General features: G+C 61.0%; 11 protein-coding genes, 1 tRNA gene and 1 pseudogene. All 13 read right to left on the reverse strand.

The genetic code is table 11. The annotated features are described in order from the left end of the window. Window positions 1-53: 53 nt before the first annotated feature. Window positions 54-2,153 carry an elongation factor G gene (fusA, locus tag LPW29_RS13520; protein WP_238628441.1) on the reverse strand — a complete coding sequence of 700 codons (2,100 nt, stop codon included), beginning with the start codon at window positions 2,151-2,153 and terminating at the stop codon, window positions 54-56. A gap of 41 nt (window positions 2,154-2,194) precedes the next feature. Further along, window positions 2,195-2,662, reverse strand: coding sequence for a 30S ribosomal protein S7 (gene rpsG / locus LPW29_RS13525; RefSeq protein WP_090251257.1), 468 nt, complete (start codon window positions 2,660-2,662; stop codon window positions 2,195-2,197). Window positions 2,663-2,683: 21 nt separating this feature from the next. After that, on the reverse strand, window positions 2,684-3,061 hold the full coding sequence (gene rpsL / locus LPW29_RS13530; protein ID WP_090251259.1) for a 30S ribosomal protein S12: 378 nt from the start codon (window positions 3,059-3,061) through the stop codon (window positions 2,684-2,686). Window positions 3,062-3,186: 125 nt separating this feature from the next. Further along, entirely contained in the window at window positions 3,187-7,437 is a 4,251-nt protein-coding gene (gene rpoC, locus LPW29_RS13535) for a DNA-directed RNA polymerase subunit beta' (RefSeq protein WP_238628442.1), read from the reverse strand. Window position 7,438: 1 nt separating this feature from the next. Beyond that, window positions 7,439-11,521, reverse strand: coding sequence for a DNA-directed RNA polymerase subunit beta (gene rpoB / locus LPW29_RS13540; protein WP_238628443.1), 4,083 nt, complete (start codon window positions 11,519-11,521; stop codon window positions 7,439-7,441). A 149-nt stretch (window positions 11,522-11,670) separates the two neighbouring features. Continuing rightward, the gene (rplL, locus tag LPW29_RS13545) at window positions 11,671-12,051 is read right to left on the reverse strand and encodes a 50S ribosomal protein L7/L12 (RefSeq protein WP_090251267.1); all 381 of its coding nucleotides are present in this window, start codon (window positions 12,049-12,051) and stop codon (window positions 11,671-11,673) included. A 48-nt stretch (window positions 12,052-12,099) separates the two neighbouring features. After that, window positions 12,100-12,624 carry a 50S ribosomal protein L10 gene (gene rplJ / locus LPW29_RS13550; protein ID WP_025282234.1) on the reverse strand — a complete coding sequence of 175 codons (525 nt, stop codon included), beginning with the start codon at window positions 12,622-12,624 and terminating at the stop codon, window positions 12,100-12,102. A gap of 369 nt (window positions 12,625-12,993) precedes the next feature. Continuing rightward, entirely contained in the window at window positions 12,994-13,689 is a 696-nt protein-coding gene (gene rplA, locus LPW29_RS13555) for a 50S ribosomal protein L1 (protein WP_238628444.1), read from the reverse strand. Window position 13,690: 1 nt separating this feature from the next. Further along, window positions 13,691-14,122 (reverse strand): 50S ribosomal protein L11, encoded by a 432-nt coding sequence (rplK, locus tag LPW29_RS13560; RefSeq protein ID WP_090251272.1) that lies wholly within the window; start codon window positions 14,120-14,122, stop codon window positions 13,691-13,693. A 141-nt stretch (window positions 14,123-14,263) separates the two neighbouring features. Next, entirely contained in the window at window positions 14,264-14,797 is a 534-nt protein-coding gene (nusG, locus tag LPW29_RS13565) for a transcription termination/antitermination protein NusG (RefSeq protein ID WP_090251274.1), read from the reverse strand. A 17-nt stretch (window positions 14,798-14,814) separates the two neighbouring features. Beyond that, window positions 14,815-15,186 (reverse strand): preprotein translocase subunit SecE, encoded by a 372-nt coding sequence (gene secE / locus LPW29_RS13570; protein WP_238628445.1) that lies wholly within the window; start codon window positions 15,184-15,186, stop codon window positions 14,815-14,817. A 43-nt stretch (window positions 15,187-15,229) separates the two neighbouring features. Then, a tRNA-Trp gene (locus LPW29_RS13575) sits at window positions 15,230-15,305 on the reverse strand. Between the two features lie 122 nt (window positions 15,306-15,427). Continuing rightward, window positions 15,428-15,500: pseudogene (locus tag LPW29_RS13580) on the reverse strand (EF-Tu/IF-2/RF-3 family GTPase); the annotation flags it as partial.

Genomic DNA, 15,500 nt, shown 5'->3' on the forward strand with positions numbered 1-15,500 from the left:
CCTTTCTACCCCTTCAAAAAATTCAAATCTGGCTGGGCCGCAATGGCCCGGGATCAGGACGCCTTCTTGACGACGGCTTCGGCCACGCTGGCGGGCGCTTCCGCGTACTTGCAGAACTCCATCGAGTACACGGCGCGGCCCTGAGTGGCAGAACGCAGATCGGTGGAATAACCGAACATCTCGGCCAGCGGCACCTCGGCACGCACGATCTTGCCGGCCGGGGCATCATCCATGCCCTGCACCAGGCCACGGCGACGGTTCAGGTCGCCCATCACATCGCCCATGTATTCTTCCGGGGTCACCACCTCAACCTTCATGATCGGCTCAAGCAGCACCGGGCTTGCCTTGGCGGCGCCTTCCTTGAAGGCCATGGAGCCGGCAATCTTGAACGCCGACTCTGAGGAGTCCACGTCATGGTAAGAGCCGTCGAACAGGGTGACCTTGAAATCCACCAGCGGGAAACCACCCACGACACCGTTCTTACTGGCCTCCTGGATGCCCTTGTCCACGGCAGGGATGTATTCCTTGGGAACCACGCCACCGACGATGGCATTTTCAAACAGGTAACCATCACCGGCCTCACGGGGTTCGATGCGCACCCATACGTGACCATACTGACCGCGGCCACCGGACTGACGCACGAACTTGCCTTCCTGCTCCACCGTCTTGCGGATGGTTTCACGGTAGGCCACCTGCGGCTTGCCGACATTGGCCTCCACCTTGAACTCGCGCTTCATGCGGTCAACGATGATGTCCAGGTGCAACTCGCCCATCCCGGAGATGATGGTTTGACCGGACTCCTCGTCGGTGCGCACGCGGAAGGACGGATCCTCCTGAGCCAGCTTGCCCAGCGCCACACCCATCTTTTCCTGGTCGCTCTTGGTCTTGGGTTCCACGGCCACAGAGATCACGGGCTCGGGGAACTCCATGCGTTCCAGCGTGATGACGCTGTCCATGGCGCACAGGGTTTCACCGGTGGTGACATCCTTCAGGCCCACAGCCGCCGCGATATCGCCGGCGCGCACTTCCTTGATCTCTTCCCGGGAATTGGAGTGCATCTGCACGATACGACCGATGCGCTCGCGCTTGCTCTTCACCGGGTTGAACACGGTATCGCCGGATTTGACCACGCCGGAGTACACCCGGAAGAAGGTCAGCGTCCCCACGAACGGGTCGGTGGCAATCTTGAAGGCCAGGGCAGCAAAGGGCTCATCGTCCGTGGAATGACGCAGCGCCTCGGTCTCGTTGGCATCATCCAGATGACCCTTGATGGCCAGCACATCCGTCGGCGACGGCATGTATTCCACAATGGCGTCGAGCATGGCCTGCACGCCCTTGTTCTTGAACGCGGAGCCACACAGGGCAGGCACGATCTCGTTGTTCAGGGTGCGCTTGCGAATACCCTGCTTGATCTCGTCCGTGCTGAGTTCGCCGTCATTCAGGTACTTCTCCATCAGTTCCTCGGAAGACTCGGCAGCCGCCTCCACCAGGTGCTCGCGCCAGGTCTGGCAGTCATCCTGCATCTCGGCGGGAATGTCCTTCTCCTGGAAGGTCATGCCGTGGTTGTCCGTATCCCAGTAGATGGCCTTCATCTTGACCAGGTCGACAACACCCTCAAAGCCGTCCTCGGCCCCGATGGGCAGCTGCAGCGGCACGGGATTGCCTGCCAGGCGATCCTTGATCTGCTTCACCACACGCAGGAAGTCGGCGCCGGGACGGTCCATCTTGTTGACGAACGCCATGCGCGGCACCTGGTACTTATTGGCCTGGCGCCACACCGTTTCGGATTGAGGCTCCACCCCACCCACGGCACAGAACACGGCACAGGCACCGTCCAGCACGCGCAGGCTGCGCTCCACCTCAATGGTGAAGTCCACGTGCCCGGGGGTATCGATAATATTGATGCGATGCTCGGGAAACTGCTTTTCCATGCCCGGCCAGAAGCAGGTGGTCGCAGCGGAGGTAATGGTAATCCCGCGCTCCTGCTCCTGCTCCATCCAGTCCATGGTGGCGGCACCGTCGTGTACCTCACCGAGCTTGTGGGACACACCGGTATAGAACAGAATCCGCTCCGTGGTGGTCGTCTTGCCGGCGTCGATGTGCGCCATGATACCGATGTTACGGTAACGCTCGATGGGGGTTTTGCGTGCCACTGTAAAAATACCTCGAAGAAACTATTGCCTAGGCCGCCGTCTTACCAGCGGTAATGCGAGAAGGCCTTATTGGCTTCTGCCATGCGGTGCGTGTCTTCACGCTTCTTGACGGCCGAACCCTTGCTGTCGGACGCATCCATCAATTCACCCGCCAGCTTCAGGGCCATGGACTTCTCACCGCGCTTGCGGGAGGCATCCACGATCCAGCGCATGGCCAGGGCGTTCTGACGAACTGCACGAACTTCCACAGGAACCTGGTACGTGGCGCCACCAACACGGCGGGACTTCACCTCAACACGAGGGCGCACATTCTCAAGCGCCAGATCGAGCACTTCCAGGCCATCGCCTTTCTTGCTTTCAATCTGACTCAGGGCGCCGTACAGAACCCGCTCAGCCACGGACTTCTTGCCATCACGCATCACCGTATTGATGAACTTGGCAAGCAGCTCGCTCTTGTACTTGGGGTCGGGAAGGATATGGCGTTTGGGAGCTTCGGATCTTCTGGACATGGTCTTATCTCAACAGGCCGCTTAGGCCTTCTTGGGACGCTTCGCGCCGTACTTGGAGCGAGCCTGCTTCCGATTTTGCACACCCTGGGTATCCAGGCTGCCGCGAACCGTGTGATAACGCACACCGGGCAAGTCCTTCACACGACCGCCGCGGATCAGCACCACGGAGTGCTCCTGAAGGTTATGGCCTTCACCGCCGATGTAGCTGGACACTTCGTAACCATTGGTCAGGCGCACACGAGCCACCTTACGCAACGCAGAGTTCGGCTTTTTCGGCGTCGTGGTGTACACGCGGGTGCAGACACCACGCTTTTGCGGACAGGCCTCGAGGGCCGGCACACTGCTCTTTTCCGTCGGGCGCTTGCGGGGCTTGCGCACTAACTGGTTAATTGTTGCCATGAAAGCTTTTCTCCTAGCCCAAAAACAACGACAGGCCGGACCCAACCGGCCTGTCGAGGGTGCGATATGTTAGGCAGACTCAAGGCCCCTGTCAAGCAGGGGACTTGAGTCCGTCAAGTGGGTAGTTATTCCTGGGTCGGCTGATCCGTGGAAGACGGCGGATTTTGATCCGTCTCGCTGGTACTGGCCTCGGGATCGACCGATGTGTCACGTGGTGCCTCGGTGGGGGTTTCCGGCATCCCCAGGTTCAGCCCCTCGCCGTAGCGACGGCGACGCCGTTCCTTATGATAGGCAAGCCCGGAACCCGCCGGGATCAGACGTCCCACGATAACGTTCTCCTTCAAGCCGCGCAGGTCGTCCCGGGCCCCGCGCACGGCGGACTCGGTCAGCACCCGGGTGGTCTCCTGGAAGGAGGCCGCCGAGATAAAGGACTCCGTCACCAGCGAGGCCTTGGTAATGCCCAGCAGAACACGCTCATACAGCGGAGCCTGCTTGTCGGAGCCCAGGCGCTCGACCTCTTCCAGCACCCGGGAGCGATCCACCTGCTCGCCGGTGAGGAAACGCCCATCCCCCGGATAGGTGATATCCACCTTGCGCAGCATCTGACGGATGATCACCTCGATGTGCTTGTCGTTGATCTTCACGCCCTGCAGTCGATAGACGTCCTGGATCTCCTTGGCCATGTACTCGGCCAGCGGCGTCACACCCAGCAGGCGCAGGATGTCATGGGGGTTGGGTTCGCCCTCGGCGATCACTTCCCCCTTCTCCACGTGCTCACCCTCGAACACGCTCACCTGACGCCACTTGGGAATGAGTTCCTCGTGGTTCTCGCCGCTCTTCTCTTCGGTGATGATCAGGCGCTGCTTGCCCTTGGTGTCCTTGCCGAAGCTGACGGTACCGGAACGCTCCGCCAGGATGGCCGGCTCTTTGGGCTTTCTCGCCTCGAACAGGTCGGCCACACGGGGCAGACCCCCGGTGATGTCACGGGTCTTGGAGGACTCCTGCGGGATACGCGCCACCACGTCACCCACTTCCACTGTCGCACCATCCTCCAGATTCACAATGGAGTTGGCGGGCAGTACGTACTGGGCAGGGATCTCCGTACCCGCCAGGCACAGGTCGCGGCCATCGGGGCCAATCAGTTTCACCGTGGGGCGCAGATCCTTACCCATGGAACCGCGGGATTTGGGATCAATGATCACCGTCGAGGTCAGACCGGTCACCTCGTCCACCTGCTTATTGACGGTCACGCCTTCCGTGAAGTCGTGCAGGCGGATGGTACCGGCCACCTCGGTGATGATCGGGTGGGTGTGGGGGTCCCAGGTGGCCACTTCCTGCCCTGCCTCGACCGCATCACCATCACCCACCAGAATCACGGCACCATAAGGCAGTTTGTAGCGCTCACGCTCGCGGCCGGCCTCGTCGATCACACCGATCTCACCGGAGCGGGACACGGCCACCAGGTTCTGGTTCTTGTTTTCCACCGTCTTGATGTTGTGCAGACGAATGGAGCCCCTGGATTTCACGGCGATATTGCTGGCCGCCGCCGTCCGGCTGGCAGCCCCACCGATGTGGAAGGTACGCATGGTCAGCTGGGTACCCGGCTCGCCGATGGACTGGGCCGCAATGACCCCCACCGCCTCGCCGATGTTCACCTGATGGCCTCGGGCCAGATCACGACCGTAGCACTTGGCGCAGATCCCGTGACGGGTCTCGCAGGTGATGGCGGAACGCACCACCACCTCGTCCACGCCAGCCGCCTCCATGGCGTCCACTCGGGCCTCATCCAGCAGCGTGCCCTTGGGCATGATCACCGAGCCATCCAGGGCCAGCACATCCAGGGCCAGCACACGGCCCAGCACACGCTCACGCAGCGGCTCGACCACGTCCCCCCCCTCGATGATGGGCTTCATGACGATGCCTTCTTCGGTGCCGCAATCCTCTTCCGTGACCACCAGATCCTGGGACACATCCACCAGGCGACGGGTCAGGTAACCGGAGTTCGCGGTCTTGAGCGCGGTATCCGCCAGCCCCTTACGTGCACCGTGGGTGGAGATGAAGTACTGCAGTACGTTCAGCCCCTCACGGAAGTTTGCCGTGATGGGGGTCTCGATGATGGAACCGTCCGGCTTGGCCATCAGACCACGCATCCCCGCCAACTGGCGGATCTGGGCTGCGGAACCACGTGCCCCGGAATCGGCCATCATGAAGATGGAGTTGAACGAGGGCTGACGCTGGGTGTTGCCTTCGGCATCCACCACCTCGTCGCTGCCCAGCTTTTCCATCATGGCCTTGGAGACCTGGTCATTGGTGTGCGACCAGATATCCACCACCTTGTTGTACCGCTCACCCTTGGTCACCAGACCGGACGCGTACTGATCCTCAATGTCCTTCACCTGGGCCTCGGCGGCCGCCAGGATCCCCGTCTTCTCATCCGGGATCACCATGTCGTTGATACCGAAGGACACACCACCCCGGGTGGAATACTTGAATCCGGTGTACATCAACTGGTCAGCAAAGATCACCGTCTCCTTCAGTCCCACCCGACGGTAACAGGCATTGATCAGGCCCGAGATGGCCTTCTTGGACAGGTCTCGGTTCACCAGCTCAAACGGCATGCCCGGGGGCAGAATCTGCGACAGCAGCGAACGACCCACGGTGGTGTCGTAGCGGGTGAACGTTTCCTCGTGCTGACCTTCCTCGTTAATCACCACCTCGCGGATACGCACCTGCACCTTGGCATGGATGTGCACGCAGCCGTTCTCGTAGGCGCGATGCACCTCGTCCACGTCGGAAAAGCGCATGCCCTCGCCCTGGGCATTGATGCGCTCACGGGACATGTAATACAGGCCCAGCACGATATCCTGAGACGGCACGATGATGGGCTCGCCATTGGCCGGGGACAGAATATTGTTGGTGGACATCATCAGGGCGCGGGCTTCCAGCTGCGCCTCCAGAGACAAGGGCACATGCACGGCCATCTGGTCGCCGTCGAAGTCGGCGTTGAAGGCAGCACACACCAGCGGGTGCAGCTGGATGGCCTTACCCTCGATCAGCACCGGCTCGAACGCCTGGATGCCCAGACGGTGCAGCGTGGGCGCGCGGTTGAGCATGACCGGGTGCTCCCGGATCACCTCGTCCAGGATATCCCAGACCTCCGGACCTTCACGCTCCACCAGCTTCTTGGCTGCCTTGATGGTGGTGGCCAGGCCGCGGCGGTGCAGCTTGCCGAAGATGAAGGGCTTGAACAGCTCCAGGGCCATCTTCTTGGGCAGACCACACTGATGCAGACGCAGCGTGGGGCCCACCACGATGACCGAACGGCCCGAGTAGTCCACGCGCTTGCCCAGCAGGTTCTGCCGGAAACGGCCCTGCTTGCCCTTGATCATGTCGGCCAGGGACTTCAGCGGGCGCTTGTTGGTGCCGGTGATGGCCCGGCCACGACGACCGTTGTCCAGCAGGGCATCCACGGACTCCTGCAGCATGCGCTTTTCGTTGCGCACGATGATATCCGGGGCGTTCAACTCCAGCAGCCGCTTGAGGCGGTTGTTGCGGTTGATCACCCGGCGGTACAGATCATTCAGGTCGGAGGTGGCGAAGCGGCCGCCATCCAGGGGCACCAGGGGACGCAGATCCGGCGGCAGCACCGGCAGCACTTCCAGGATCATCCACTCCGGCTTGTTGCCTGATTCCAGGAACGACTCGATCAGCTTCAGGCGCTTGGCCAGGCGCTTGATCTTGGTGTCGGAGTTGGTCTCGCGCACTTCCGTGCGCATGCGGGTGGCCTCGGCCTGCAAATCGATGGAGCGCAGCAATTCAAACACGGCCTCGGCGCCCATGCGGGCGTCGAACTCATCACCATGCTCCTCAATGGCCTCCAGATACTGCTCATCGCTGAGCAGCTGGTTGCGTTCCAGGGTGGTCATCCCCGGGTCCACCACCACAAAGGCCTCGAAGTACAACACGCGCTCGATATCGCGCAGCGTCATATCCATGAGCAGACCGATACGGGACGGCAGGCTCTTCAGGAACCAGATATGAGCCACCGGGCTGGCCAGCTCGATATGCCCCATGCGCTCGCGGCGCACCTTGGTCTGGGTGACTTCCACACCACACTTTTCGCAGACCACACCGCGATGCTTGAGACGCTTGTACTTGCCGCACAGGCACTCATAGTCCTTGATGGGCCCAAAGATCTTGGCGCAGAACAGGCCATCCCGCTCCGGCTTGAAGGTGCGGTAGTTGATGGTCTCCGGCTTCTTCACCTCGCCGAATGACCAGGACCGGATCATCTCCGGCGACGCCAGCGCGATCCGGATGGCATCGAACTCCTCCACCTGGCCCTGCTGCTTGAAGAGATTGAGAAGATCTTTCATATCAGTCCTGCTCCAGTTCGATATTGATGGCCAGCGAACGGATCTCCTTCATGAGCACATTGAAGGACTCGGGGATGTTCGCCTCCATCCGGTGATCGCCATCGACAATGTTCTTGTACATCTTGTTGCGTCCCTGAACATCGTCGGACTTCACAGTGAGCATTTCCTGCAAGGTATACGCCGCACCATAGGCCTGCAGCGCCCAGACCTCCATCTCACCGAAGCGCTGACCACCAAACTGCGCCTTGCCGCCCAGCGGCTGCTGGGTCACCAGACTGTAGGGCCCCGTGGAACGCGCATGCATCTTGTCATCCACCAGGTGGTTCAGCTTCAGAATGTGCATGTAACCCACGGTCACCGGGCGATCAAAGGCCTCGCCGGTGCGGCCATCAATCAACGTGGCCTGCCCCGTGTCGGGCAGATCCGCCAGCTTGAGCATGGACTTGATCTCGTGTTCATGGGCACCGTCAAACACCGGCGTGGCCATGGGCACACCCTTCTTCAGGTTGCCGGCCAGTTCCATGATCTCCTCGTCACTCAGCTGAGACAGGTCTTCCTTGCGATTGTCCGGATCATGGTTGTAGATCTGATCCAGGAACTGCCGCAACTCATCCACCTTGGCCTTCGCCTCGACCATGCGACCGATCTTCTGGCCCAGGCCCTTGGCCGCCCACCCCAGGTGGGTTTCCAGCACCTGCCCCACGTTCATGCGCGAGGGCACGCCCAGGGGGTTGAGGACGATATCCATGGGGGTACCATCCTCGGTGAAGGGCATGTCCTCGGTGGGCACGATCATGGAGACCACACCCTTGTTGCCGTGACGGCCCGCCATCTTGTCACCGGGCTGCATGCGGCGCTTCACGGCCACATATACCTTCACCATCTTGAGCACACCCGGCGCCAGATCGTCACCGGCGGTGAGCTTGTCCTTCTGCTCCTTGAAACGTTTCTCGAAGGCGTCGTGCTGGGCCTTGAGGGCATCCGCCATCAATTCCAGCTGTTCGTTCACCTCCTCGCTACGCATACGGATTTCGAACCACTTCTCCCGGGGCAGTTCCCCCAGATAGGAACGAGTCACCTTGACGCCATCCTTCAGCCCCCCGGGACCGCCCGCGGCCAGCTTGCCATTCAGCAGCTTTTCCACGCGATCGTAGATGTCGTCCTCGTAGATACGCAGCTGGTCCTTGAGGTCCTTGCGCACCGACTCCAGGGCAGCCTCTTCGATCTGCAGGGCTCGCTTGTCCTTCTCCACCCCATCACGGGTGAACACGCGCACATCGATGACCGTGCCATCGATACCGGACGCCACGCGCAGACTGGTGTCCTTCACGTCCGAGGCCTTCTCACCGAAGATGGCTCTCAGGAGCTTCTCCTCGGGGGTAAGCTGGGTTTCACCCTTGGGGGTGACCTTACCCACCAGGATGTCGCCCGGGTTCACCTCGGCGCCCACGTAGACGATGCCCGACTCATCCAGCTTGGACAGCAGGCTCTCGGACACATTGGGAATATCGGCGCTGATCTCCTCCGGCCCCAGCTTGGTGTCCCGGGCCACGCAGGTCAGCTCCTCAATGTGGATGGAGGTAAAGCGATCCTCTTCCACCACCCGCTCGGAAATGAGGATGGAATCCTCGAAGTTGTAGCCATTCCAGGGCATGAAGGCCACCAGCATGTTCTGCCCCAGGGCCAACTCACCCAGATCGGTGGAGGAGCCATCGGCCAGCACGTCGCCGCGGGCGATGGTATCGCCCACGCGCACCAGCGGGCTCTGGTTGATGCAGGTGTTCTGGTTGGAACGGGTGTACTTGGTGAAGTTGTAGATATCCACGCCCGGCTCGCCCGCCTCGGTCTCGTCGTCATTGACGCGAACCACCACGCGAGCGGCGTCCACCGAGTCCACCACACCGCCACGACGGGCGACGATGGAGGAACCGGAGTCAATGGCCACGGTCCGCTCGATGCCGGTCCCCACCACCGGGGTCTCGGCACGCAGGCAGGGCACAGCCTGACGCTGCATGTTCGAACCCATGAGGGCGCGGTTGGCGTCGTCATGTTCCAGGAACGGGATCAGCGCCGCCGCCACCGAGACAATCTGCTTGGGCGAGATGTCCACGCACTGGATCTTGTCCGGCGTCGACATGGTGAACTCGTTCTGATAACGGCAGGACACCAACTCGTCCACCAAGCGGCCCTCCTCGTCCAGGGCCACGTTGGCCTGGGCGATCACATAGTTGCCTTCCTCGATGGCCGACAGGAACAGGATCTCTTCGGTCACCTTACCGTCCACCACGCGCCGGTACGGGGTCTCCAGGAACCCGAAACGGTTGGTGCGGGCATACACGGCCAGCGAGTTGATCAGGCCGATGTTCGGGCCTTCCGGCGTCTCGATGGGACAGACACGACCATAGTGGGTCGGGTGCACGTCGCGCACCTCGAAGCCGGCGCGCTCACGGGTGAGGCCGCCCGGCCCCAGGGCCGAGATACGGCGCTTGTGAGTCACCTCGGAGAGCGGATTGTTCTGGTCCATGAACTGGGACAGCTGGCTGGAGCCGAAGAACTCCTTCACCGCCGCCGCCACCGGCTTGGCGTTGATGAGCTCCTGAGGCATCAGCCCTTCGCTCTCGGCCACGCTCAGCCGCTCCTTCACGGCCCGCTCCACGCGCACCAGGCCGACGCGGAAGACATTCTCCGCCATCTCACCCACGCTGCGCACACGGCGGTTGCCCAGGTGGTCGATATCATCCACCTGACCGTTGCCGTTACGGATATCGATGAGCACCTTGAGCACGTCCAGGATGTCATCATTATTCAGCACACCCGGCCCGGTCTCTTCCTCACGGCCCACGCGGCGGTTGAACTTCATCCGCCCCACGGACGACAGGTCGTAACGGTCTTCGCTGAAGAACAGGTTGTTGAACAGCGTCTCGGCCGCCTCCTTGGTGGGCGGCTCACCGGGACGCATCATGCGATAGATCTCCACCTGCGCCTCCAGCTGCGAGCGGGTGGTATCGATGTTCAGCGTACTGGAGATATACGGGCCGTGATCCAGCTCGTTGGTATACAGGGTACGGAAGCTCTTCATGCCGGAGCGACGCACCTTCTCCAGCAGATCGGCGGTGAGTTCCTCGTTGGCATTGGCGATCACCTCGCCACTGTCCTCGTCCACCACGGCATGGGCCAGGATCTTGCCGATCAGGGAATCGGCCGGCACCTGCAGGGAATCCAGGCCAGCCTCCTCCATCTTGCGCACATGGCGGGCAGTGATGCGACGGCCCGATTCCACCAACAGCTCATTGCCCAGGTGAATATCAAATGCCGCGGTTTCACCCCGCAAACGCGCCGGCACCAACTCCATCTCGAAGCCATCGGTGAGCACGCGGTACTGGGTGGTCTCGAAGAAGGTGGAAAGGATTTCCTCCGTCTCCAGACCCAACGCACGCAACAGCACCGTGGCCGGCAGCTTCCGGCGACGGTCAATACGCACGTAAATGGAATCCTTGGGGTCAAACTCGAAGTCCAGCCAGGATCCGCGATACGGGATCACACGGGCATTGAACAGGAGCTTGCCGGAACTGTGGGTCTTGCCCTTGTCATGGTCGAAGAACACACCCGGGGACCGATGCAACTGAGACACGATCACGCGCTCGGTGCCGTTCACCACAAAGGTGCCGTTCTCGGTCATGAGCGGCAACTCGCCCATATAGACTTCCTGCTCCTTGATGTCCTTGACGACACGGGAGCCCGCCGGGGCATCCTTGTCGTAGATCACCAGGCGCAGCAGCACACGCAGAGGCGCGGCATAGTTCATGCCCCGCAACTGACATTCCTTTACATCGAACACAGGGTCGCCCAACCGATAGCTCACATACTCCAGTTCCACGGAACCGGAATAGCTCACAATCGGGAAAACCGACTTGAAAGCGGCGTGCAGACCTACCTCCTCGCGCCCTTCCTGAGGGTCGCGCATCTGGAGGAACTGCCGATAGGAATCAATCTGCGTGGCCAACAGATAGGGGACCTCAAGGATCTGGGGCCGTTTGCCGAAGTCCTTGCGGATTCGCTTTTTCTCGGTGTAGCTATAAGCCATTGTGATTCCTCACACTAGAATCGACAGAATCGACACGCCACTCACAGGAACAAGTGAGCTGGGACAAGCAGAAAGAGGCCGGCGGTGCAGCACCGCCAGCCCCTGTACTGACAGGACCTGGTCTTTCAACAAAGGACCAGACCAACGCCTTATTTCAGTTCGACAGTGGCGCCGGCTTCTTCCAGTTCCTTCTTCATCTTCTCGGCATCGTCCTTGTTGGCACCTTCCTTGATGGTGGCCGGAGCCGATTCCACCATGTCCTTCGCTTCCTTCAGGCCCAGGCCGGTCAGGCCGCGCACGACCTTGATCACGCCAACCTTGTTGGAGCCGAAGCTGGACATCACCACGTCGAACTCGTCCTTCACTTCCTCAGCGGCTTCGCCAGCGCCACCAGCAGCAGCCGGAGCAGCGGCCACAGCGGCAGCGGCGGACACGCCGAACTTTTCTTCCATGGCGGAGATCAGGTCAACGATCTCCAGGACGGTCATGTTGCCAATGCTTTCCAGGATGTCTTCTTTCGAAACTGCCATGATTTAACTCCTAAGAGGGTGCAATACCCGATTCGGTTCAATAATGGGTCAGGCGGCGGCCTGCTTCTGGTCCCGGATGGCGGCCACGGTGCGAACCAGCTTGCCAGGCACTTCATTGACAGTGCGAGCAAACTTGTCGAGCGGGGCTTTCATCGTCGCCATGAGCATGCTGATGGCCTGATCGCGGGTCGGCATACTGGCCAGGCGTTCAAGTTCCGCCGGTCCCAGCAATTGCCCGCTCACGGACACCATCTTGCACTCAAGCTTTTTGTGGTCCTTGGAGAAGTCCTTGACCAGACGAGCGGCTGCACCAGGATCTTCCTGGGAGAAGGCAATAATGAGCGGACCCACCATCCCTTCCTGCATGCACTCGAAATCGGTCCCCTGAACCGCGCGGCGGGCCAGGGAGTTCTTCACCACCCGCAGATAGACACCGGTGTCCCGCGCCTTCTGGCGCAGTTCGGTCATCTCGGCAACGGACAGTCCACGGTATTCGGCAGCCACGGCCGAATGTGCTTGAGCGGCCACCGCGGCGACCTCAGAGACAATCGCTTTCTTGTCTTCGAGATTCAGTGCCACGGATTACCTACCTCCTGTCTGACGACGGGGGCTTAACTACGCCTCCGACGCTGAGTGATAAAGCCGAGGAACCATTCCCCGACCCCTTTCACGGCGTACCCTCAGCAGGAAGAACCTGAATCGGGAGACACCGTCTGCGCAGGCGAAACTGCCGCTTCATTAAGTGCCAGGCCTCCCCGGCACACCTGCGGTCTTGGACGGATGCCGGCAACCGCCGGCAGTCCTACCCAAACCTACTTAATCTTGTTGCTCCCTTCTCCCCTCAGGGGAGAAGGGCCGGGGATGAGGGGAGCGGCGGGCACTATACCCATCACCACCCTCACCCCAACCCCTCTCCCGCTGGCGGGAGAGGGGCTTCATTCATCAGATAGCCAGACTCCCCTGGTCCACGGGAACACCCGGGCCCATGGTGGTGGAGACCGTCACTTTCTTCATGTACACACCCTTGGCTGCGGAAGGCTTGGCCTTCTGCAGATCGCTCAGCAGCGCATTGAGGTTTTCCTCCAGCGCCTGCGGCTCAAAACTCACCTTGCCAATAGTGCAATGGATGATACCGGACTTGTCCGTGCGGTAACGTACCTGACCCGCCTTGGCATTCTTCACCGCCGTGGCCACATCGGTGCTCACGGTACCCACCTTCGGGTTCGGCATCAGGCCGCGGGGGCCCAGGATCTGGCCCAGCTGCCCCACCACACGCATGGCGTCGGGGCTGGCGATGGCCACGTCAAAATCCAGATTGCCGGCCTTCACCTGTTCGGCCAGGTCATCCATGCCTACGATATCCGCACCGGCTTCCCGGGCAGCGTCTGCATTGGCACCCTGGGTGAACACGGCCACGCGCACGGTCTTGCCGGTGCCGTTGGGCAGCACAGTGGAACCCCGCACCACCTGGTCGGACTTGCGCGGGTCCACACCCAGATTCACGCTCACATCCACGGACTCGGCAAACTTCACGGAAGCCGCATCCTTGAGGATCTGCAAGGCATCATTCAGGGGATAGAACTTGCCGGGCTCCACTTTCTCGCGGATGGCCCGCATACGCTTGCTCAGTTTAGCCATCTTAGAGGCCCTCCACGTCAAGGCCCATGGCACGGGCACTTCCAGCAATGGTGCGAACAGCGGCATCCATATCGGCAGCGGTCAGATCAGGCCACTTGGTCTTGGCGATCTCTTCCACCTGCTCACGCGTGACCTTGCCCACCTTGGAGGTGTTAGGGGTGGCGGAGCCGCTCTTGATACCGGCCGCCTTCTTCAACAACACAGCCGCGGGCGGCGTCTTGGTGATGAAGGTGAAGCTGCGATCGGAATACACAGTGATCACCACGGGAATCGGCAGACCCGGTTCCATGTCCTGCGTCTGGGCATTGAATGCCTTGCAGAACTCCATGATGTTCACGCCGCGCTGACCCAGCGCCGGACCCACCGGGGGACTGGGATTGGCCTTGCCGGCCGCCACCTGAAGCTTGATGTAAGCTTCAATCTTCTTCGCCATGGTATGGACTCCTGAATATGGGTGTTAGCGCCTTTCGGCTCCCCTGGGGAAAAGCAGCGAATCCCGGGTCACGCCCGGGATTCGCTGCCGTTCAAGGATTTGATCGCCGGCACGCCTGCCAGCATCCCGATCATTGCCTGATCAGGTCTTCTCCACCTGATGGAACTCCAGCTCCACCGGCGTGGAGCGACCGAAGATCTGCACGGCCACCAGCAAGCGACTCTTGTCGTAGTTGACCTCTTCCACCACGCCATTGAAGTCGTTGAACGGACCATCGGTCACGCGCACCACCTCGCCGGCCTCGAACAGCACCTTCGGACGCGGCTTGTCGACCCCGTCCTGCATGCGCTGGAGGATGGTGTCGGCCTCTTTCTCGGAGATGGGGGAAGGTTTGTCCTGGCTGGCGCCGATGAACCCAAGGACCTTGGGCACGCTTTTCACCAGGTGCCAACTGTCCTCGTCCATTTCCATCTGCACCAGAACATAGCCAGGGAAGAACTTGCGCTCGCTCTTGCGCTTCTGACCATCGCGCATTTCCACCACTTCTTCGGTGGGCACGAGGATCTCGCCGAACTTGTCTTCCATGCCCATCCGGTTGATACGCTCCCGCAGGGAGCGCTTCACCTGGTTTTCAAAACCGGAGTACGCATGTACGACATACCAACGCAGGGCCATCTTGACTTCCTAATCGCTCAACGGATGAATTCGCGGATCGACCAGCCGAGCAGCATGTCGATCAGCCACAGGAAGATTGCGACCAAAATGGTGACCGCAATGACAACCAGGGCAGTCTGGAGGGTCTCGGCCCGCGAGGGCCAGACCATCTTGCGCACTTCTGTGCGGGCATCCGTCAGGAAGGCGGCCAGGGAACGACCTTTAGCGGTCGTGAAAATAATACCCACCGATACCGCGGCAAAGGCCATCAGGCCTAACACGCGCAGCAGGGTGGACTGATCCGCAAACCAGTAAAAGCCGGTGACGCCCGCCACCAGCAGCCCGACGGCCGCCAGCAGTTTGACGGTGTCGAAGCCGGCACCTTCTACTTCTTCCGCTTTACCTGCCATGGGATAAAGTGACCCGATTGCAACCGCAAGGGGTTGCTAGAAATGGCAGGCCAGGAGGGACTTGAACCCCCAACCTGCGGTTTTGGAGACCGCTGCTCTGCCAATTGAGCTACTGGCCTATAACAAACAGGTACGTTAGAGAGGATACAGGGACCGAGGGGTAAACGCCAGCGGCGAAACCCCTCAATCCCTTAAATCACCTTCAAGTACCACCTACAACACGACATATGCCGTGAATGACTTACTCGATGATCTTGGCAACCACGCCGGCGCCGACCGTGCGGCCACCTTCGCGAATTGCAAAACGCAGGCCG

The organism is Ectothiorhodospira sp. 9100, from assembly GCF_022227565.1.
Taxonomy (GTDB): domain Bacteria; phylum Pseudomonadota; class Gammaproteobacteria; order Ectothiorhodospirales; family Ectothiorhodospiraceae; genus Ectothiorhodospira; species Ectothiorhodospira marina.